Origin of the sequence: Bacillus sp. HMA207 (genome assembly GCF_003402455.1) — a bacterium.
GTDB lineage: Bacteria > Bacillota > Bacilli > Bacillales > Bacillaceae_G > Bacillus_A > Bacillus_A cereus.
Genome location: NZ_BEZT01000001.1, coordinates 1,698,207 through 1,719,492 on the forward strand (window position 1 = coordinate 1,698,207; position 21,286 = coordinate 1,719,492).

The window sequence follows — 21,286 nt, forward strand, 5'->3', positions numbered from 1 at the left end:
ACGAAGTAATTGGAGCTGGAGAATAAACTAGACACCAAGTTAATCGAAAAATCTCCTTATATCCTAGAATATTTTGCTCAAGAAAAAGAATTTGTTCAGCGAAAAAAGTAAATATTGAATCAAGGAGTTAGTTGTATTATGTGTATGGTTTTACCGAAAGGTTTCAAGTACATTACCCATACAATTATGTAGTTATCCTGAAGCATCTACAGGTGTTCTTATCGACCTTGAAGAACTACTTAGCTTCCTAAGTGGAGTGATTTTATGCAAAATTAAGTGAACGTTTTTGTACATAGATTAGTTGACATTCATATAGATTTTTTCCATTTTCAAAGATAGTTTTGTTTTTTATGTTATTTTTCAAAAATTACTGCTGAAATTTCTATATTCATGACTCAGTATATAATCATTGTTTGATGAAATGACATACCACGTCCCTTAGAGTTTCATACGTATTACGATAACTTAAAGAAAAAAGATAATAGTAGTCAACGGTTACTATTATCTTTTTTGAACTATTTTTCATTAAAATATCTCATCTGCTGTGTTCCTTATTTACTTTTCCAGATTTTATCCTAGTTTAAAATTTATGCATTTGAACTGTTTATACAATTTGTAGGATTTTTAGCTTTTTTGTCGAATACACTTAATGCAAGGAGGGACATTACATGATTATTAAAGATTATTTCATCAACCTTTCTATTTTTTCTTTATTAGTTAGCGCAGCAATATTTATTCAAGTGTTTACAATTAATTCTAGTCGATATTTCGAAAAGCTCTATGGAGGGATTATTGCAGTTACGTTAATGTTCTTTTCTTTTCCATACATGGGATTTTCCTACGATCTTCGAGTTGTTCCTCTTATTCTATCTTTTATTTACTTTGGTCGTATTGCTGGTTGGATTACGCTAATTAGCATAATATTAATGCGTATCTTTTACACTGGAGGGTATTGGGAACCTCCTGTGATTGCTTATTTAGGTATGGGGATTCTATTTTCTACTTTTAAAACTTATTTTAAAAAACTACATCCTTTTAAAAGTGCATCGTTATATTTTTCTGTTTTTATTGGAATAAAGTGGTTAGTTGGCGTATTATTTAATACTACATTACTTTACACAGGAGGCCTATTATATATAGCGTTAGGACTTTTAATTGGGCTATTTCTTATGGAAGCCTACCAGAGATTGTATTATTTAACACAGGACTTATCTAAAATGAATCGAGAATTAAAAAAATCGAAGCAAGAACTTGCAGATACCGTACATGAGCTTCAAGGAGGAATTTTTAAATTTAAAAAAGTGGGTAAGCACTTTATACACACTTTATGTGATGGACAGTTTTATTATCAAAACGGATTTTATTCTGAACAGGTGGTAGGAAAAAGCTTACGTACTATTGATGCTTCTATTGTTCCTCCACATTTAGTTCCACAATTGATGAAGTACTATCTTCAGGCATGGGAAGGAAAAGAAATTATATTTGAATTACCTTGGCCAAATGATAAAACTATTATTCTTATTGCGCTTAGGCCGATTAAACGAAATGGACAAGTTATTGAAGTTGTTGGTTCTACAGTTGATATAACCGAAAGGAAAAAGGTAGAATCAGAATTAAGCGCTACCAAAGAATTATTGGAATCATTTATAAAGCACAATCTAGATGCTATTACCATTTCTGATCGAGAAGGGCATATTTTACAAGCCAATAAAGCTTATGAAAAGATATTTGGGTGGTCATCACAAGAAATCATAGGTAAGAGATTACCTTGTGTACCAGATTTTTTAATGGAAGAATCACTTGAAAATATTCAGAAAATTCTAACAGGAGAATCGGTGGTTACTAGATTAGAAACTGTTAGACAACGGAGCGATGGGAGTCTTCTTGATATCAGTCTGACAGTTTCTCCTATACTAGATGTAAGAGGAAATGTGATAGCTTTATCAGCAATATGTAGAGACATCTCTGAAAGAAAACAAGCAGAAAGAGAACGGCATCGATTACACCAGCAATTAAGAGATAGTGAAATGAAGTACCGTGCACTAATCGAACAAGCAACTGATGCGGTATATGTAGTAGAGCTGAATGAAGATAATGCTCCAAGTCGATTTATTGAGGTAAACCCTGTTGGGTGTAGAAGATTTGGATATAGTAGAGAAGAGTTGCTCTCATTATCATTTTCAAATATAGTACCACAAGATTCTCAAATAATCGTAAGGTTATTAGAAAAAATTAAAAAAGGACAAACTTCCTTCACTTTGCAAGATGAATATGTTTTTCCAACAGGAAAAGTAATAACAACTGAGTTTAGTGTTCGTGTTTTTAACTTAAATGGTAAAAAAGTTTTTCTAAGTATTTCTCGTGATATCACTGAACGGCTAAAAACAGAAGAATTATTACGAAAATCTGAAAAACTTGCTGTTGTAGGACAATTAGCGACTGTAATGGCTCATGAGATTAATAATCCATTAACTGCAATGAAAGGGTTCATGCAATTACTAAAATCAACGGAAAATGAGAATAATCAGGGTTATATTAATATAGTATCATCAGAGATTGAGCGTATAGAGAGCATAACAACTGAATTTATGGCGGTAGCCAAACCACAAGTAGTAAAAATGCAACCTAATAACATTAGTGTGCTAATGGATCAAGTTTTAATGCTACTACAACCTCAAGCAATGATGCATAATATAAAATTTAGAATCGATCTTAACCCTGGTATTCCATTGATTTCATGTGAAGGAAATCAATTAAAACAAGTATTTGTTAATATATTAAAAAATGCAATTGAATCTATGCCGATGGGAGGGGAAATTCTGATTCAAATAAATATACTTGATAATAATCAAGTAAGCATTCGTTTTATCGATCAAGGGTGTGGGATTCCAAAAGAACGTATACCATACCTCGGAGAACCTTTTTATAGTATTAAAGAAGAGGGGATTGGCTTAGGATTAATGATCTGTTATAAAATCATTGAAACACATCAGGGAAAGATATTTATTAAGAGTGAAATGAATAAGGGGACTACAGTTGAAGTCACTCTCCCTATTTGTACACTTCAAAATTAAGATATTCTCTTACTGAAATTTTTTAAGAAACCATACAGAATGTAATGCCAATGTTACTTAATGAAATAATAAAGAGAAGAACACTGGTAAATGTACCCTATAGAATAGACACTTGAAAAAGCCTGTTATAAAAACATCCTTTCTTTAGAACCAAAAGAAAGGATGTTTTTAATATTGTAATTTTTCTTGGAGACATTTCAAATTTTTACTTGTAATACATTTTTTAACTAATTTTGGTTAAGTTAGTTAAAAAGGTATTATTTTTAATGAGCATATTGACATATAAATATCCCTCATTTTTAAAATAGAAATTTCTAAAAACTATATATAGGTTCTTTTTGAAAGGAAGGGTATTATCAATTGAAACCACATGAAAAAGTACCTGTTCACTCTATAAAATCTTTGCAGGAATTAATGCAATTACTAAAAAAATCTAAAGATTTTATAACGTTGGAGATCGCTTCAAACAAATCCTCTATAGTCATTTCATATTTTAGAACCTTAATCGATGTAAATATATTTCATGAAGAGGTTTTAACTTATATAAAAGAGAAGAGCTTCGATTCATTACAAGATATTCGGTCTGTCTTACCCTTTGAAAATTCAAAAATAACAAATCAAATGGAAGATATTCAGGATAGTATTTTAAACGGCTATATACTTATTCAGTTCGATACAGATAAATTAAATGGCTTGTTAATCAATGTGGCAAAGAAAGAAAAAAGAGATATTACAAAAGCTGAAATTGAATACAATATCGTGGGTCCACAAATCGCGTTTGTTGAAGATTTAGATGTAAACTTAAATTTAGTACGTAGAAAGCTTCCAACACCTTATTTACAAGTGAAGGAATTGAAAGTAGGCTCTCTATCTAACACAACCGTTGCGATTGTATATATTGAGGGAATTGTAAATGATCAAAATCTACAAGAAATTATAAAAAGGGTGAGTCTAATAAAAACAGACCACGTTTTGGATAGCACGTATTTGATGCAGTTAATTGCAGACAACCCGAATTCTATATTTCCTCAATTTTTGAATACAGAACGACCAGACCGTGTAGCAGCTGTATTGGCAGAAGGGAAAATTGCACTTTTTGTAGATGGCTCACCTTATGCAATCACTCTTCCAACAACATTAATTGACTTTTTTTCTACGACAGAAGATTACACCATGCCTTGGATTATTGCCTCTTTTTTTCGTCTATTAAGGCTTTTTGCTTTTATGTTTTCTGTCTTAACGACTCCATTATATGTTGCAATCTTAACATATCATTACGAGCTTATTCCAAAAGAACTTCTTGAAACGTTAATCATATCGAGAAGTAAAGTACCTTTTCCTCCATTAATTGAAGCGCTTTTTTTAGAAATAACGATTGAATTACTGAGAGAAGCGGGGGCACGTTTACCAACTAAAGTGGGTCTAACTGTCGGTATAGTAGGTGGTATTGTAATTGGACAGGCATCTGTAGAGGCAAGCCTTACAAGTAATGTACTTATTATTATTGTTGCACTTTCAGCGCTTAGCTCATTTACAGCACCAATATATCGAATTGGTAATACAATTCGAGTAATTCGTTTTCCTTTTATAATATCTGCACACCTGTTGGGTTTATTAGGAATTGTTTTAACAAGCTCTTTGCTTTTAGCACGTTTATTACGTACAGAATCATTAAGACGTCCTTATTTGTTTCCTTTTTATCCTACACGCCCTACAGATTGGAAAGACAGCATTATCCGTTTGCCGATCTCAGCGATGTTTCGACGTCCTATTTTTTCAAGATCTAAACAGCGTTTTCGTTTTAATCCAGAAGAGGTAGAGAAAAATAAAATTAAATCACGAAATGATTTTGATGATTGAAATTAACAGGGAGGAGCATTATGAAACAGATCCCAATTGAGTATCAAGTCTCTCCATATATGGTGTTTTTTTTAATTATTACTATACAGATGGGGGTTGGTATGCTTGGTTTTGAAAGGATTAGTGCAAAATTAGTTGGAAATGATGCGTGGATTAGCACGCTGCTTTTTGGAATATCTGTTAATCTTATGATTTGGATTATATATCAGATTTTAAATCAGGGTAATGGAGATATCATTGCAATCAATCAAGACGTACTTGGAAAATGGATTGGTGGATTGTTCAACTTCATTTTTTTATCCTACATTGTATTGTTAGGTGCAACAACACTACATACTTATATCGAAGTAGTACATGTTTGGATGTTTCCTTCCATTTCATCTTGGATTATAGCAGGGGCTTTTTTGGGTCTATGTTATTACATTGTGACTGGAGGATTTCGTGTAGTTGCCGGAATTGGCTTCTTTGGAATCGTTATCCCAAGCATTCTAATCTTCACATTTTTTTATCCTTTGCAGTATGCAGATTTTCAGAATTTATTTCCAATTGCACAGCATTCATTCCTAGAAATCATGAAAGGAATGAAAGGAAATATGTTTAGTTTTTTTGGATTTGAAATGTTATTGTTGTACTACCCATTTATTAAAAAGGCAAGAACCTCTCAAAAATATGCGCACTATGCAAATTTAGTAACGACTATTGTCTACACATACCTTATGATTTTAACTCTTGCGTTTTTTAGTGAAAAACAACTAGCGAGCGCGATATGGGCATATTTAAGCATGATTAAAATTATACAATTTCCCTTTATAGAGCGGTTTGAATACATTATTGTTTCTGTTTGGGCTTTTTTTATATTACCTAACGTTTCCTTTACATTATGGGGAGTAAGTCGTGGTATAAAAGAGGCACTGGGAATAAAGCAAAAATATGTTTTGCCAGTTATCATCCTGTTCATCTTTGTTTTATCATTTTTCTTGAATAACCGTAATAAAATTAACTTATTAAATACTTGGACAGGTCAAATTGGCTTTGTATATATATATGTATACCTACCTATATTATGGCTAATTCAAACCGCCAAAATAAAGTTAAGGAGATAAACATGAAGCGATGGATACTTTTCCTTATAGTAAGTGTCTTCTTAATAGGTTGTGCTAAAACGAAAATTGTGGATGACATTGACTTAGTTCAAGTTGCGGCATATGATACCGAAGCAAAAGGTAAGCTAAAAGGAACCTTTGCGATTTCAGCTTATAAAGGAGGCGGGGAAGGTGAAACGAAAATCTATTCAGCATCAGGCCAGACTGGTAGAGAAGTTCTTGCAAGAGCATCCGAAAAGTCTTCTGGACCTCTAGAGTTGGGGCAATTGCGTGTTATTATATTTAATGAAAAAATAATTGAAAAGGGAATGCAGGAAATTTTAGAGACTTTGAATCGAAATCCTAGTGTAGGAAATGCAATTTATTTAGCAATTACAAATGTAAAAGGGGAATCACTATTAAAGGGGAACTATTCTAAAGAAAAAGAAATTGCTTCCTATCTATCCTCTTTACTGGAGCAAAATATGGACAATGGAACGCAACCAAAAACAAATTTTTTTATGTTTTTAAACCAACTTAATGATGATGCGAGAGATTCATATTTACCGATGATATCTAAAAAAGGTAACGTGTTGGAGTTAGATGGAATAGCACTTTTTAAAAGATGTAAAATGGTTGATAAAGTGAATCCTAAAGATTTATTTGTATTTAAATTGTTGACAGATAATTTTAAACAAGGTACATACCAATTCAAGCTACCTGGTTCTTCAAATACGTACGCCACGATAGAGAATATAAAGGCTAGAACAAAATATAAGATGGAAGGGAATAGTAAGCATCCATTCGTAAATGCTCATATTCAAGTTAAAGCTGAAATTCAAGAATTTACAAAAACAAAAAATCTAGATAATCCTAAAGAAATAAAAAAATTAGAAAAAATTATGGAAAAAGAAATAGAAAAAAAAGCAACTACATTGATAAAGAGATTTATTAAAAAAGACACAGATCCTATAGGACTTAGAAAGCTTGGTAGAACTCACGTAAGAAAATGGAACAGTCAAGAATGGGAAGAATCCTATAAACATTTACGTTTTCGTGTAACAGCTGATGTAAAAGTAACCCAATCTGGTGTTACAGAATAAATCAAATAAGATATGGTAAATTTCAACAAAAAAATATAGTCTCGCAGGAGATTAGGGAGAAGAGAAACGATTAACAAAGAATTTCATAAACATTAAGATGCTTTGTTAATCGTTTTTATACCTGTAGCTTTATCACTTATAGTAATCATAATTATAATAAAAGAACACCGAAACAAATTTCCGATACCACATAATTATAAGAGGACAATAAAGCATCAAGATATAATGTATGCTTTGTCTGGAAAAAAGAATTTAAGTACTTCAAGGTTAAACACTTAACTTTAAAATAGTAAATTCGTTGCTTGTAGCACTTCAACTAGACTGTGCCCCGAAAGTTAGAAAGGTCGGTTTATTAAGTAGCCTCTAGGGAATGAGCCTAGTACAATACTGGATTCATTTCCTTTTATTTTTCCTTGATTCTTTCATGATTATAGTACTTTATATACTTTGCTAATTCTTGTTTGAATTCTGTTATACTTTCAAATTCTTTCGATACAGAAATAGACATACAAAAACGCCATTCTTTCTTATAAATTTACAGAAAGAATGGCGTATTCTTCAAAAGTGAGTTCCTTTATTGAAAAGCTTTAGTTCTATATGACAGATAAAAGGGCAAGCAACGCTAAAATAGCGAGAAATCCTTGTTTCATGATAATTGATTTATTGGATGTGAAACCTCCGAAAATAGCTGCTATCACTACACAAATGATGAAAAATAATTGAATCATATAACCAATGGGATTGTTTCCAAGTATAAGTCCCAGAATGAGGCCAGTTGCTAAGAATTCATTATATAAACCGTTTGCAAATTAATTGTCTAAGTATTTCTAAGTTTAAAGAGTACAGTGTCTTCGTTTTTTATTGAATCAACTTTTACATGTTGGTTCAATATTTTCTATTCTCTTGGAACTTAGTTCTCGTTTACTTCTCACAAAAGCAATAAAATCTATTATCTCTTCTGTTGACAGTGCTTCTCCATCTATTAAAAGTGTTGGATCTGGATCGTTTAGGAGTCTTGTAATATCAATTACATCTTTGTTTTGATGTGAATGTTCAATTCGACCTAATATATAATCTACAGATGTATCAAATAAATCGGCTATTTTTGATAAAGATTGTAATGAAGGTAATCTATAACCATTTTCATACCCGGCATAGGTGCTTTTCGCAATCCCAAGTCGATCTGCTGTCTCTTGTAAGGACCATTTTTGATTTTTTCTTAATTTAGATAAACGTTCCAGCATTCGTCTCATACCCCATCTAATTTTATTAAATTAATTATAACATAGAAAAAGAATCAAGAATAGAAAAAAAGTACGCGTATTGAATACAAAATCTTGATTAATTCAAATTAAGTTCTATAATGATAAATATAAATACGCATTACGCGAACGATATATCGTTGTTTATTTTATGGAGGGGTTGTGTATGAAGAAAATTTTATTACTTGCAACTGGTGGGACAATTGCATCTGTGGAGGGGAATGAGGGGCTTGTTCCAGGATTGTCCGCTGAGGAATTATTGAATTATTTTTCGAAGTCTTCTCGAAACTTAGAAATAGATTGCAAAATCTTAATGAATATTGATAGTACCAATATGCAACCTGAGCACTGGAAAGAAATAGCTAATGCTGTTTTTAATCACTATGATGACTATGACGGGTTTGTGATTACACATGGAACGGATACGTTAGCTTATACATCTTCTGCGTTATCTTATATGCTGCAAGGTTTAAGAAAACCAGTTGTTTTAACAGGTTCACAAGTACCTATTAGTTTTAAAAAGACAGACGCAAAGAAAAATGTAGCTGATGCTCTTAGGTTTGCCTGTGAGGATGTTGGCGGTGTGTTTATTGTTTTTGATAGTAGGGTGATTATTGGGACGAGAGCAGTTAAAATGCGAACAAAAAGTTATGATGCATTTGAAAGTGTGAATTATCCATATGTTGCTGAGGTAAATGAAGATGAAGTGAAATATCATTGGAAGCCAACTTCCTCACATAGTGAACTTTCAATAAATACTAATTTATGTACGGATGTTTTTCTTATGAAATTGTATCCAGGTACAAAGCCTGAGGTATTTGATTGTTTAAAAGATTTGTATAAAGGGATTATTATTGAAAGTTTTGGAAACGGTGGATTACCTTTTGAAGGAAGGAACTTGCTTTCGAAAATTCAAGAGTTGACTGAAATGGGGATTGCTGTAGTGATTACTACTCAATGCCTGGAAGAAGGAGAAGACATACTTCTCTATGAAGTAGGACGGAAAGTGGCGCAACATCAAGTAATATTGTCTGGAGATATGAATACGGAAGCCATCATAGCAAAATTGATGTGGGCGCTTGGGAAAACTAATAAATTAGAAGAGATTAAAAAAATTATTGAAGAGCCTTTAGCCTACGATTTAACAATAAAATCTGATAAGGATTGGTAATGACTTCATATGATTTATTTAGGTTTTACATTTAATATGGGGGAGAAATTAAAATGGCAATGACAAACAAGAACGTGCGAGTGGAGAATGATTTTTTGGGAGGAAAGGAATTACCTATTGAGGCATATTACGGAATTCAGACTTTACGCGCTGTTGAAAATTTCCCGATTACAGGGTATAAAATTCATGAAAGTTTAATTAGAGCGTTCGCAATTGTAAAAAAAGCAGCAGCGCTTGCGAATACAGATGTAGGAAGATTGGAATTGAACAAGGGCGGCGCGATCGCAGAAGCTGCTCAAGAAATTCTTGATGGAAAATGGCATGATCATTTCATCGTAGATCCAATCCAAGGCGGAGCGGGTACTTCAATGAACATGAATGCAAATGAAGTCATTGCCAATCGTGCTCTTGAATTATTAGGGATGGAAAAAGGAGACTATCATTATATTAGTCCAAATAGTCATGTAAACATGGCGCAATCAACAAACGATGCATTCCCAACGGCGATTCATATCGCAACGTTAAATGCATTAGAAGGCTTATTACAAACGATGGGTTATATGCATGATGTATTTGAATTAAAAGCAGAACAGTTTGATCATGTTATTAAAATGGGTCGTACACATTTACAAGATGCTGTGCCAATCCGTCTTGGACAAGAATTTAAAGCATACTCTCGCGTACTTGAACGTGATATGAAACGAATTCAACAATCGCGTCAACATTTATATGAAGTAAATATGGGGGCAACTGCAGTTGGTACAGGCTTAAATGCAGATCCAGAATACATTGAAGCAGTTGTAAAACATTTAGCTGCAATCAGTGAATTACCGCTTGTTGGTGCAGAAGATTTAGTAGATGCGACGCAAAATACGGATGCGTATACTGAAGTATCTGCAGCACTGAAAGTATGTATGATGAATATGTCTAAAATTGCAAATGACCTTCGCTTAATGGCATCAGGTCCACGTGTTGGTTTAGCAGAAATTATGTTACCAGCTCGTCAACCAGGTTCATCTATTATGCCAGGGAAAGTAAATCCTGTTATGCCAGAAGTTATTAATCAAATTGCGTTCCAAGTAATAGGTAATGATCATACAATTTGCCTTGCTTCAGAAGCAGGACAATTAGAATTAAACGTGATGGAACCAGTACTTGTTTTCAACTTACTGCAATCGATTAGCATTATGAATAACGGTTTCCGTGCCTTTACAGATAATTGCTTAAAAGGAATTGAAGCGAATGAAGATCGCTTAAAAGAGTATGTTGAGAAAAGTGTAGGAATTATTACAGCCGTGAACCCTCATATCGGTTATGAAGCAGCAGCTCGCGTTGCGAAAGAAGCAATCGCGACAGGGCAATCTGTTCGAGAACTTTGTGTGAAAAATGGTGTATTGTCACAAGAGGACTTAGAGTTAATTCTAGATCCATTCGAAATGACACACCCAGGGATTGCAGGAGCAACTCTTTTAAAGAAAAATTAAAAGAAGAGGGGGGACAAGTCCCTCCTCTTTGTTTACAATATAGGGATTTTATATGTGAATAGAGGTAGGGAGATTATAAGTAAGTAACAGTGGCGTTTAATAGTTCATAGAAACAAAATTAAGAGGAGCAGCAATATAATCAACATCACTTTTAAGTTAGTTAACATTGTTATCGTGTCCGCTATTTGGTTACTTAATACTTTAATTCATGTTTTTACCAATTATTTATTGCCTCAAAATGCAAAGTTTTTGAAAATAACTATTTTAGATGTGAGATGAAAATAGGGGATAGATACTTAGCATTTAATAAAAAAAGATAAGATTACGAAATGTAATCTTATCTTTTCATTAAGAATAATGAATTGTAGCTTCAAGGCTTCAGAATGACTTTTATACAATCATCTTCACGATTATTAAAAATTTGATAACCGTAGCTCGCTTCTTCAAGGGGGATTTTGTGTGTAATAATCTCTTTTGGATCAAATTCTTTATTTGTTATTTTTTCAAATAGTTCCGGCATAAAATGAATGACAGGTGCTTGTCCCATTTTAAGATTAATATTTCTAACCCAAAATGCCCCGAGTGGAAATGCATTATAATTGCCACCATAAACGCCAGTCATTTGAACCGTTCCATATTTCCTTACGGCTTTCGTAGCGATTTGAATAGGGCCGAGAGTTCCGCCTTGTAGTTTCAATTTTTGTTCCAGAAATTCTAGAGGCGATTTTTTTCCATCCATTCCCACGCAATCAATGACTACATCGGCACCGCCATGTGTAATTTCCTTTAAATGTTCTCCCATATCTGGAAATTTTGTAAACTCAAATACCTCAACATTGTTAATCTTTTTTGCATAATTCATCCGATAATCTAAGTAATCCACTGCAATTACACGTTTAGCACCTTGCATCCAAACGAATTTTTGTGTCATTAATCCAACAGGTCCACAACCAAGGACGATAACAGTATCACCTGGCTTAACGCCTGCGTTTATTACACTCCAATAGGCTGTTGGTAAAACATCTGATAGAAATAGTAGGGATTCATCTTCAAGTTCGCATGATTCCGGTATAACAAATGGAGTAAAATTACCAAATGGAACTTTTAAATATTCTGCTTGTCCTCCTGGATGATTACCAAATTTCTCTGTGTAACCAAAGTATCCACCAGAATCGTAATGAGGGTTTGAGTTATCACATTGACTTTCCATTTCATGTTGGCAATAGAAACAATGTCCACAAGAAACGTTGAAGGGGATGACAACACGATCGCCTTTTTTCACTTTAGTGACATCTGGCCCGACTTCTTCAACGATTCCCATTGGTTCATGGCCGATAATGTATCCTTGAGGTAAGGGCATGTTGCCTTGATATAGATGTAAATCAGAACCGCAAATAGCGGTTGAAGTAATTTTTACAATAATATCATCTTTTTTCTCTAATTTTGCATCATCCACTTGTTTCACCTGTACTTGGTTTGGTCCTTGATAGGTTACAGCTTTCATCTCATATCTCCTTTTGAATTATGTCTCAAAACATAATTTTATTTAATCTCTTGGTGAAATAGAAATCTTTCTTTTATTTACTGAAGGGAATTAGAAAGTATACATAGTGTTGTTATGAAAGTATGTTATATCAGTTATTCTTTCTTATATGTTTTGCCCTACTTTAAGAAAAAAATCAATTTTTATTCATAATCTAATTTCCATAAAAAGGATAATTATTATTTCATAATTTGTAGCATATTAAAAACATCGGAGGTGAAACAATATGGGAAAAAATAATAGTGGAAGTCGTAATGAAGTATTAGTTCGAGGCGCTGAACAAGCTCTTGATCAAATGAAATATGAAATTGCACAAGAGTTTGGTGTACAACTTGGTGCAGATACAACAGCTCGTTCAAACGGATCTGTTGGTGGTGAAATTACAAAACGTTTAGTAGCAATGGCAGAACAACAACTTGGTGGTAGAGCTAACCGCTAAGTAAATTAGCTTAAAATATAGCAAATATGTAAATCAATTTCTTTTGTGTATTCATAAAAATAAAAAACCTTATATTAAACAGATTCTCACTCAAAGATTATTGATAATCTTCTTTCATAATCTTTGAGTATTTAATTTGTAAACTACTTTCCTAAACAATAAACACGCAGTGTTGGAAAGGTGTTTTCCATGCATAGTAGAAAATCTTTTGCAGGAAAAAGCATACTTAAAAATTTGATTTCAATATTGAAATCAATATTTATTATGATATTTTCGAAAGGTAGGAATTTAAAAATGGGTATATTAAGTGGAAATCCTCAAAATGAACCTTTACATTACGGAGAAGTATTTGACATTTGGAGTTATCTTCTTGCTGCACAGGGTGCAATTGCAAGCCATCAAGTATTTATGAATCACACAGGTGACGAAGATTTGAAGAAGTTTTTAGAAGGCTTAATTGAAAATGATATGAATTCGGAGATAGAAGAATTAAAGGCACTTTTAAAAGTTAATGGGGTCGCTTTACCGCCAGCGCCTCCAGAACGTCCAGTTGCATCTATTGAAGACATTCCTCCGGGAGCGCGTATTAATGATGTTGAAATTGCTGCAGCTGTTTCTACAGGATTAGCAGCTGGACTTGTGACATGTAGTCAAGTGATGGGAAAATGTCTTCGAGAAGATGTAGGGATGCTATTTGGCCAATTTCATATGAAAAAAGCGCAGGCCGGTGTAACTCTGCTACGTTTAAGTAAGAAAAAAGGGTGGGTAGTTCCACCTCCGTTACATGTAAGAAATTCTGATCAAGCTTAATAAACAAAAATAAAAAAGTGGCATTGGCCACTTTTTTATTTTTTAGATGTATCCTCAAGCTTGGATTTATTTATTGTGGAAGAATCTATATATTCATCTGATATTTCCATAGCATATTTATCATGATGAATATGATTGCGATTTTTTAATTCATCGTCGTTACGTAGCACTAGCCTCTTCATATAAATATGGAAGAAAACTTCTGTTCCACCAATAATTAAAGCGGCTATAAATGAAGAAAGTCCAATGTTACGAGTAGCATCTAAATTAGTAAACAAGGATGTTAGTAACCAAGTTCCGAAAAAGCTTAAGCCGAAATCTGCCATTGTAGCAATCGCATTTCCGTATTTAGGTAAAATGAAGAGGTCTCCGATTAAATAGGCAGCTCCCGTAAGAAAAAGAGAAATTAGTAATACTCTAGGAATTGAAATGCCTTGAAAGATACTGAGCATGATTAGCAATACTGCAGTTATCGCTGTGTATTTAATTAATAAGGCAACAATATGTTTCATCATTTTCCTCCATTGTTTAAACGTATATGGAATACAATATTTCATTAAAAACGGATTATGCTTTTATATAGCGTAACCCGTTTTAATCACCCCTTAATGGTAAGAAGTACAACCTGGGTAAGAAGCAGGCTTATACTATGGATAGTATTTGCGGAATATCGAGCTTTATTCATAAAGGGTAGTTCCATTCTTATAATAGAGATGTTGCCTAAGTACAGTGTTTTTTCATATTAAACTTAATATTCGTTGGTGTTTTGATTCATTAATATAAAAATAAACAAAGTATTTCCGCATTTAATGCATCTTTTTATCTATATATTTTCCGTAATCAGGTACAGCAATTTTATCAAATTCTTGAACGAGTGTTTTGAGGCTCGTTGATAGCAATTCACCTGACATTGGTATCCCATGTCCAGTAATAGCGACTAGAGGCTTTAATTCTTCTAATTTAATGACTGATTCTTTAGCTGCTTTCCAGTCTGTTGTTAAATAACGAGGAGGACCGCTTATTTCCTGTTCTTGAGTTATTACTTTATACAGATACTCCTGTTTCACTGTAACAAAAGCGTCCCCAGCAATTAAAGTTCGGTCTTTCTCTCGGAATAATGAAATATGCCCAGGAGTATGCCCTGGTGTATGAATCCATCTAAACTCTGGCATATGGGGAACAGTTCCATCGATAGGTAGTGCTTTTACGCTATTTCCTAAATCAATCGGTTCATTAGGGAACAGGGGAGACATTTTCGCTACCATACCACCTTCAACTGTTGGATCTGGTTCAGGATAGCTTTGTTGTCCAGTCAAAAACGGTATCTCCATTTGATGGGCATAGACTGGAACATCCCAATATTTAATGAGTTCAATTATTCCTCCAACATGATCAAAATGCCCATGAGTTAAAATAATTGCTTTTGGACGGCTATTTGTACCAAATCGCTCCTCAGTAACAGAGATAATTTCATTTGCACATTTAGGCATTCCAGCGTCAACTAAAACAAAATCATTGGTCTTAGGATTTCCAACAAAGCATATATTGACGATTTGAATCGTGTAACAAAATAAATCAGGTAATACTTCGAGGCCATGACCACTTTCAATTGAAGTTGCTGGAATAAACTTGTAATCACTTCCATAATTCATTTCCTTGTTCACCTTTTGTCCCCCTTAATATGTTTTAATACGACATTATAGTTCCCTAATCTTGAAAATTCATTTTGGCGAATTTGAGAAAAGAATTAATGTGGGATTAAAAACAATAATTTAGTCCTAGAATTAAGAGGGATTCATATCAATTTATATAAAGTGCAAACAAAAAATATTGCTTTTAAAGTCACAGATTCTACTATTTTTGAGGCGGATTTATGGCTTAATAAAAGATTTATAAAGATATTACAATATGGATTTATATAAAAAAGACATAACAAAGGTCGATAGAAATCCATTATGTCTAATGATTGCTTTTCATAATCAAAGAATGTTTAAGTTTGGTGATGTAATTGAAGTGAATTAGAGGGGAAATAGAAGTGATAATCTCTTCCTAACTTAATTATATCATGTAATTTACGTTCGAAATAGACTGTTTCTTCTCATTTACTACTGTTACAATCAAGAACACATGAATAGTAAGGAGAGGTGCCAAATGAGTTCTTTCGTTCTCGATTTTCAGGAAATAGAAAAAACGCAGCTTTTTCTCGTTGGTGGAAAAGGATTGAATTTAGGGGAGTTATCCAATATTCAAGGGATACGAGTGCCAGAAGGATTTTGTGTTACAACGGTAGGGTATGAACAGGCCATCGGAAAAAATGGAGCATTTCAAACTTTGTTGAATCAATTAACAATGCTAAAAATTGAGGAACGAGATCGAATTGGTGAAATTAGTAAGCAGATTAGAGAAGTCATTATGGCGGTGGAAATTCCAGTTGATGTAGTGGAATCAGTAGCTCATTATCTCTCGCACTTTGGCGATGAACATGCGTATGCAGTGCGGTCTAGTGCTACTGCTGAAGATTTACCGTATGCCTCGTTTGCTGGTCAACAAGATACGTATTTAAATATTATTGGAAAAGAAAACATTTTGCAGCATATAAAAAAATGCTGGGCTTCTTTATATACAGATCGAGCAGTTATATACCGAATGCAAAACGATTTTGATCATGATCAAGTTTCTATATGTATTGTCGTTCAAAAAATGGTTTTCCCTGAGGCTTCAGGGATTTTATTTACTGCGGATCCAATTACTTCGAATAGGAAGGTGTTATCAATCGATGCCAGCTTTGGACTTGGCGAGGCGCTAGTATCTGGATTGGTTTCTGCCGATAATTATAAGGTAAAAGAAGACGAAATCGTCGAAAAGGTCATCGCAACGAAAAAATTAGCCATCTATGGACGAAAAGAAGGCGGAACAGAGAGGAAGAAAATTGCTCCTAATCAGCAAAAAATTCAAACACTTACTGAACAACAGATTTTACAACTAGCACGCATCGGAAGACAAATCGAAGCTTATTTTGGTTGTCCGCAAGATATTGAATGGTGCTTAGTTGATGATACAATTTATATAGTCCAAAGCAGACCGATTACGACTTTATATCCAATTCCAGAAGTAAATGATGGGAAAAATCACGTGTATATATCAGTTGGTCACCAACAAATGATGACCGATGCGATGAAACCATTAGGTTTATCTTTTTTCCTGTTAACGACTAGTGCACCTATGTGTAAAGCTGGAGGCAGGCTATTTGTTGATGCTACGCAAAGACTAGCTTCACCTGCTAGCAGAGATTACTTAATAAACACTTTAGGTAAATCGGATCCGCTCATACGAGATGCATTAACGACTGTAATTGAGCGAGAGAATTTTATTGAATTGTTATCGGATGATGAAAAAGAAAAGGATCTTAGTAAAAAAGTGCCACCTGCAAGTTCGCAACCACAACCTGAAAACGATCCGGAAATCGTTACGAATTTAATAAAGAATAGTGAATCATCAATAGAAGAGTTAAAACGAAACATGCAAACGAAATCAGGGATAGATGTACTTGATTTTATTTTAGAAGACATTCAGCAATTAAAGAAAGTATTATTTAACTCGCAAAGTATAGCTATCATTATGGCAGGTATGAATGCTTCATCATGGATTAATGAAAAGATGGAACAATGGTTAGGGGAAAAGAATGCAGCAGATGTACTTTCACAATCTGTACAACATAATATTACGTCAGAAATGGGGCTAGCGTTATTGGATGTGGCAGATGTGATTCGGCCGTATCCAGAAGTCATTACGTATTTACAGCATGTAGAAGATGCTAGCTTTTTAGATGAATTAATTCAGTTTAAAGGCGGGGAAAAAGTTCGGGATGCAATCGGGGCGTTTCTAAGCAAATATGGAATGAGATGCAGCGGAGAAATCGACATTACGAAAACGCGCTGGAGTGAACAGCCAGCTACAATTATACCGATGATTTTGAATCATATAAGGGACTTTGAATATGGTGCTAGTAAACGGAAGTTTGAAGAAGGGCTGCAGGAAGCTTTGAAAAAAGAAGAAGAGCTGTTAGAGCGATTGCAGCACTTGCCGGATGGGGAACTAAAAGTAGAAGAGACGAAGAGAATGATTTGTAACATCCGCAATTTCATCGGTTATCGTGAATATCCGAAATACGGCATGATTCATCGTTATTTCATATATAAGCAGGCATTACTGAAAGAAGCAGAGAAACTTGTGCAAAATAATGTTCTGGATGAAATAGAAGATATATACTATCTAACTTTTGAAGAACTTTACGAAGTCGTCCGCACAAATAAACTAAATTACAAGATTATTCATAAACAAAAAAATGCGTACAAATTATATGAAAAACTAACACCCCCGCGTGTTATCACGTCTGATGGAGAAATCATTACAGGTAAGTACAAACGCGAAAATCTCCCGGCTGAAGCCATTGTAGGTTTGCCTGTTTCTTCTGGAGTGGTTGAGGGGAGAGCACGCGTTATTTTAAACATGGAAGACGCGAATTTGGAAGATGGAGATATATTAGTTACGGCATTTACCGATCCTGGGTGGACACCTTTGTTTGTTTCTATAAAAGGGTTAGTCACTGAAGTCGGCGGGCTTATGACGCACGGAGCAGTGATTGCACGTGAATATGGCCTGCCAGCAGTTGTTGGAGTAGAGAACGCTACGAAACTAATAAAAGACGGGCAACGAATTCGGGTACATGGAACAGAAGGATATATTGAAGTGTTGTAGTTGTATTTTAGATAAATAAAGAAATCGTCCACTAAATATAGTGGACGATTTCTTTATGATTTTAATAGTTTTATCAACTTTCATCAATATTTTCTGAAATATTGATGAATCAGAATGTATGTTCATCTAAAACAAAGGATTTTTTCAAAAATATTACAAATTCAGACAATATATTGATTATTATCTGAATTTTCTGTAATATATAAACGTTGTATCGTATTTAATATTGGGGAGGAATGGGGATGAAGAAAAAGCCTTTTAAAGTGCTGTCTACGCTTGCGGCGGCAGCTGTGCTTAGTTGCACGTTTGGGTATGGGGGTCAATCTGTTTATGCGGCAACATCGTCTAATGGGGAAACTTTAAGTCCGATTGATGAAAATTTAATTCAAGAGGAGCGTTTAGCAGATGCGCTCAAGAAACGCGGTGTAATTAGTGAATCTACGTCGAAAGAAGACACATTAAAAGCTGTTGAAAAATACGTAGAGAAGAAAAAAGGAGAAAATGCGGGAAAAGAACCAGCAGCGGGGGATAGTGTTACGAGAGAAGCTGCTGACTTTTTGAAAAAAGTTAAAGATGCAAAAGCAGGTGAGAAAGAAAAAGCAGATCAACCTGCTAGTGGTCCAGTAGCGGGACAAGAGCCGGTTAAAGGGGGATTAAACGGCCAAGTACCAACTACTTCAGCGAAGCAAAAACAATATAACGGTGATGTTCGTAAAGATAAAGTTCTCGTATTGCTAGTAGAGTTTGCGGACTTTAAGCATAACAATATTGATCAAGTACCAGGTTATATGTATTCAAATGATTTTAATCCAGAACATTATCAAAAAATGTTATTTGGTAATGAGCCATTTACACTCTTTGATGGTTCAAAAGTACCAACATTTAAACAATATTATGAAGAGCAATCTGGTGGTAGTTATACAGTAGATGGCACAGTAACAAAGTGGTTGACAGTTCCTGGTAATGCGGCAGATTATGGCGCAGATGCAGGAGATGGCGGTCATGATAATATGGGACCAAAAGGACCTCGTGATTTTGTAAAAGAGGCATTAAATGCGGCTGTAGAAAGTGGTATTGATTTATCTGAATTTGACGAATACGATCAATATGACAATAATGGTGATGGCAATAAAAATGAACCAGATGGTCTGATTGATCACTTAATGGTCATTCACGCTGGAGTTGGGCAAGATGGGGGCGGTGGTAGACTAGGTGATGATGCAATTTGGTCACATCGTTGGCACCTTGGAACACCATATCCAATTGAAGGAACAAAAGCAAAAGTTGATAACTGGGGCGGTAAGATGGCAGCATACGACTACACAATTGAGCCAGAAGACGGAGCGGTTGGTGTATTCGCACATGAATTTGGTCATGATTTAGGTCTTCCAGATGAGTATGATACGAAGTACACAGGAGCAGGTGAGCCAATTAACTCCTGGTCTGTTATGAGTGGCGGTAGCTGGGCTGGTAAAATTGCAGGAACAACGCCACCGAGTTTCTCTCCGCAAAACAAAGAGTTCTTTCAAAAGAACATGGGTGGAAACTGGGCCAATATTGTAGAGGTTGACTATAATAAATTAAATAGTGGTATTGGCTATGCGACGTATTTAGATCAAAGTGTAACGAAATCAAATCGTCCTGGTCTGATTCGTGTTAACTTACCAGATAAAGAGGTAAAAGGTATTCAGCCTGCATTCGGTAAGAAGTACTACTATAGTACAAAAGGTGATAACCTTCATACAACATTAGAAACGCCAGTGTTTGATTTAACAAATGCAACAAATGCGAGGTTTGATTATAAATCAATGTATGAAATTGAAACGGATTATGACTTCCTTGAAGTACATGCAGTGAAAGAAGATGGTACGAAAACGTTAGTGGATCGAATTGGTGAAAAAAATGTGAAAAATGGTCTAGACACAACAGATGGTAAATGGGTAGATAAGTCTTATGACTTAAGCAAATTCAAAGGTCAAAAAGTAAAATTAGTATTCGAATACATTACAGATGGTGGTTTAGCGCCGACCGGTTTTACTTTTGATAATGCTACATTAACTGTAGATGGAAATGTTGTGTTCTCTGATGATGCAGAAGGCGAAACGAAATTTAAATTAAATGGTTTTGTTGTAGCAGACGGTTTTGATAAGAAGAAGCATAACTACTATTTAGAGTGGAGAAACTATGCTGGTGCTGATCAAGCGTTAAAATATAGCAGTGGTGTACCGTATAATACAGGTCTGCTAGTATGGTATGCAGACTCTAGTTTTACAGATAATTGGGTTGGTTTACATCCAGGTGAAGGTTTCTTAGGAGTTGTTGACTCTCACCCAGAGGCAATTGTTGGAACACTAAACGGCAAACCAACTGTTAAAAATAGTACACGATTCCAAATCGCAGATGCTGCGTTCTCCCTTAACCAAACGCCAGCATGGAAAGTGGTATCTCCAACACGCGGAACATATGATTACAAAGGATTACCAGGTGTAACGAAGTTTGATGACTCTAAATTGTATATAAATGATTTAATCCCAGATGCAGGACGTAAATTACCGAAATTTGGATTGAAATTTGAAGTAGTTGGACAAGCAGATGATAATTCTGCAGGTGCAGTTCGTTTATATCGTTAATAATGTAGAAGCTGTTGAAGGGGAGTCCTTTCAACAGCTTTTTTTACAGAAACATAAATTTCAAGTTATT

Annotated in this window: 14 protein-coding genes and 3 pseudogenes; 11 read left to right on the forward strand and 6 right to left on the reverse strand. The window is 34.4% G+C overall.

Going from position 1 to position 21,286, the window contains the following annotated elements; all coding sequences use genetic code 11:
- Positions 1-9: 9 nt before the first annotated feature.
- The 5 genes and pseudogenes from HMAS_RS28490 to HMAS_RS08895 form a co-directional block, all read left to right on the forward strand.
- Positions 10-238 (forward strand): annotated as a pseudogene (locus HMAS_RS28490) (hypothetical protein); the annotation flags it as partial.
- A gap of 430 nt (positions 239-668) precedes the next feature.
- On the forward strand, positions 669-3,074 hold the full coding sequence (locus HMAS_RS08880; RefSeq protein WP_025708559.1) for a PAS domain S-box protein: 2,406 nt from the start codon (positions 669-671) through the stop codon (positions 3,072-3,074).
- Between the two features lie 360 nt (positions 3,075-3,434).
- Positions 3,435-4,934, forward strand: coding sequence for a spore germination protein (locus HMAS_RS08885; RefSeq protein WP_025708557.1), 1,500 nt, complete (start codon positions 3,435-3,437; stop codon positions 4,932-4,934).
- Positions 4,935-4,954: 20 nt separating this feature from the next.
- Positions 4,955-6,037: a GerAB/ArcD/ProY family transporter gene (locus tag HMAS_RS08890; protein ID WP_000809697.1), complete on the forward strand. Its 1,083-nt coding sequence runs from the start codon at positions 4,955-4,957 to the stop codon at positions 6,035-6,037.
- 2 nt (positions 6,038-6,039) lie between these two features.
- The gene (locus HMAS_RS08895) at positions 6,040-7,119 is read left to right on the forward strand and encodes a Ger(x)C family spore germination protein (protein WP_000832878.1); all 1,080 of its coding nucleotides are present in this window, start codon (positions 6,040-6,042) and stop codon (positions 7,117-7,119) included.
- Between the two features lie 403 nt (positions 7,120-7,522).
- Here the strand turns inward: HMAS_RS08895 and HMAS_RS08905 are convergent.
- From HMAS_RS08905 to ansR, 3 genes and pseudogenes are all read right to left on the reverse strand, one after another.
- Positions 7,523-7,609: pseudogene (locus HMAS_RS08905) on the reverse strand (IS3 family transposase); the annotation flags it as partial.
- A 103-nt stretch (positions 7,610-7,712) separates the two neighbouring features.
- A pseudogene (locus HMAS_RS08910) lies at positions 7,713-7,928 on the reverse strand (DUF1304 domain-containing protein); the annotation flags it as partial.
- Between the two features lie 57 nt (positions 7,929-7,985).
- Positions 7,986-8,363: an HTH-type transcriptional regulator AnsR gene (gene ansR, locus HMAS_RS08915; RefSeq protein ID WP_000893569.1), complete on the reverse strand. Its 378-nt coding sequence runs from the start codon at positions 8,361-8,363 to the stop codon at positions 7,986-7,988.
- 184 nt (positions 8,364-8,547) lie between these two features.
- Here ansR and ansA point away from each other — a divergent pair, with 184 nt between their 5' ends.
- Positions 8,548-9,552: an asparaginase gene (gene ansA, locus HMAS_RS08920; protein ID WP_000722302.1), complete on the forward strand. Its 1,005-nt coding sequence runs from the start codon at positions 8,548-8,550 to the stop codon at positions 9,550-9,552.
- A gap of 53 nt (positions 9,553-9,605) precedes the next feature.
- Positions 9,606-11,036 (forward strand): aspartate ammonia-lyase, encoded by a 1,431-nt coding sequence (gene aspA / locus HMAS_RS08925; protein ID WP_001251924.1) that lies wholly within the window; start codon positions 9,606-9,608, stop codon positions 11,034-11,036.
- Between the two features lie 370 nt (positions 11,037-11,406).
- On the opposite strand, the gene HMAS_RS08930 is transcribed toward aspA, so the two are convergent.
- A complete protein-coding gene (locus tag HMAS_RS08930; protein ID WP_116344765.1) occupies positions 11,407-12,540 on the reverse strand; it encodes a zinc-dependent alcohol dehydrogenase in 1,134 nt (377 codons plus the stop codon).
- Between the two features lie 265 nt (positions 12,541-12,805).
- On the opposite strand from HMAS_RS08930, the gene sasP reads away from it, so the two are divergent.
- Together sasP and HMAS_RS08940 are read left to right on the forward strand one after the other, a co-directional pair.
- Complete coding sequence (gene sasP, locus HMAS_RS08935; RefSeq protein ID WP_000517671.1) at positions 12,806-13,018, forward strand: small acid-soluble spore protein, SasP family; 213 nt, start codon at positions 12,806-12,808, stop codon at positions 13,016-13,018.
- A 294-nt stretch (positions 13,019-13,312) separates the two neighbouring features.
- Positions 13,313-13,828, forward strand: coding sequence for a DUF3231 family protein (locus tag HMAS_RS08940; RefSeq protein ID WP_000512122.1), 516 nt, complete (start codon positions 13,313-13,315; stop codon positions 13,826-13,828).
- Between the two features lie 35 nt (positions 13,829-13,863).
- Here HMAS_RS08940 and HMAS_RS08945 read toward each other — a convergent pair whose 3' ends face one another.
- Positions 13,864-14,340: a YndM family protein gene (locus tag HMAS_RS08945; protein WP_000680667.1), complete on the reverse strand. Its 477-nt coding sequence runs from the start codon at positions 14,338-14,340 to the stop codon at positions 13,864-13,866.
- A gap of 294 nt (positions 14,341-14,634) precedes the next feature.
- Positions 14,635-15,492, reverse strand: coding sequence for an MBL fold metallo-hydrolase (locus HMAS_RS08950; protein ID WP_001031195.1), 858 nt, complete (start codon positions 15,490-15,492; stop codon positions 14,635-14,637).
- A 487-nt stretch (positions 15,493-15,979) separates the two neighbouring features.
- Here HMAS_RS08950 and ppsA point away from each other — a divergent pair, with 487 nt between their 5' ends.
- Both ppsA and HMAS_RS08960 read left to right on the forward strand, forming a co-directional pair.
- Entirely contained in the window at positions 15,980-18,586 is a 2,607-nt protein-coding gene (gene ppsA, locus HMAS_RS08955; protein WP_000094187.1) for a phosphoenolpyruvate synthase, read from the forward strand.
- A 242-nt stretch (positions 18,587-18,828) separates the two neighbouring features.
- Positions 18,829-21,216 carry an immune inhibitor A domain-containing protein gene (locus tag HMAS_RS08960; protein WP_000728995.1) on the forward strand — a complete coding sequence of 796 codons (2,388 nt, stop codon included), beginning with the start codon at positions 18,829-18,831 and terminating at the stop codon, positions 21,214-21,216.
- The last annotated feature ends 70 nt before the right edge of the window (positions 21,217-21,286 follow it).

Bases quoted from the DNA above. Each gene is read 5' to 3' on its own strand.
- HMAS_RS08880 (WP_025708559.1), top strand. From the start codon at position 669: ATGATTATTAAAGATTATTTCATCAACCTTTCTATTTTTTCTTTATTA.
- HMAS_RS08890 (WP_000809697.1), top strand. From the start codon at position 4,955: ATGAAACAGATCCCAATTGAGTATCAAGTCTCTCCATATATGGTGTTT.
- HMAS_RS08895 (WP_000832878.1), top strand. From the start codon at position 6,040: ATGAAGCGATGGATACTTTTCCTTATAGTAAGTGTCTTCTTAATAGGT.
- ansR (WP_000893569.1), bottom strand. From the start codon at position 8,363: ATGCTGGAACGTTTATCTAAATTAAGAAAAAATCAAAAATGGTCCTTA.
- ansA (WP_000722302.1), top strand. From the start codon at position 8,548: ATGAAGAAAATTTTATTACTTGCAACTGGTGGGACAATTGCATCTGTG.
- aspA (WP_001251924.1), top strand. From the start codon at position 9,606: ATGGCAATGACAAACAAGAACGTGCGAGTGGAGAATGATTTTTTGGGA.
- HMAS_RS08930 (WP_116344765.1), bottom strand. From the start codon at position 12,540: ATGAAAGCTGTAACCTATCAAGGACCAAACCAAGTACAGGTGAAACAA.
- sasP (WP_000517671.1), top strand. From the start codon at position 12,806: ATGGGAAAAAATAATAGTGGAAGTCGTAATGAAGTATTAGTTCGAGGC.
- HMAS_RS08940 (WP_000512122.1), top strand. From the start codon at position 13,313: ATGGGTATATTAAGTGGAAATCCTCAAAATGAACCTTTACATTACGGA.
- HMAS_RS08945 (WP_000680667.1), bottom strand. From the start codon at position 14,340: ATGAAACATATTGTTGCCTTATTAATTAAATACACAGCGATAACTGCA.
- ppsA (WP_000094187.1), top strand. From the start codon at position 15,980: ATGAGTTCTTTCGTTCTCGATTTTCAGGAAATAGAAAAAACGCAGCTT.
- HMAS_RS08960 (WP_000728995.1), top strand. From the start codon at position 18,829: ATGAAGAAAAAGCCTTTTAAAGTGCTGTCTACGCTTGCGGCGGCAGCT.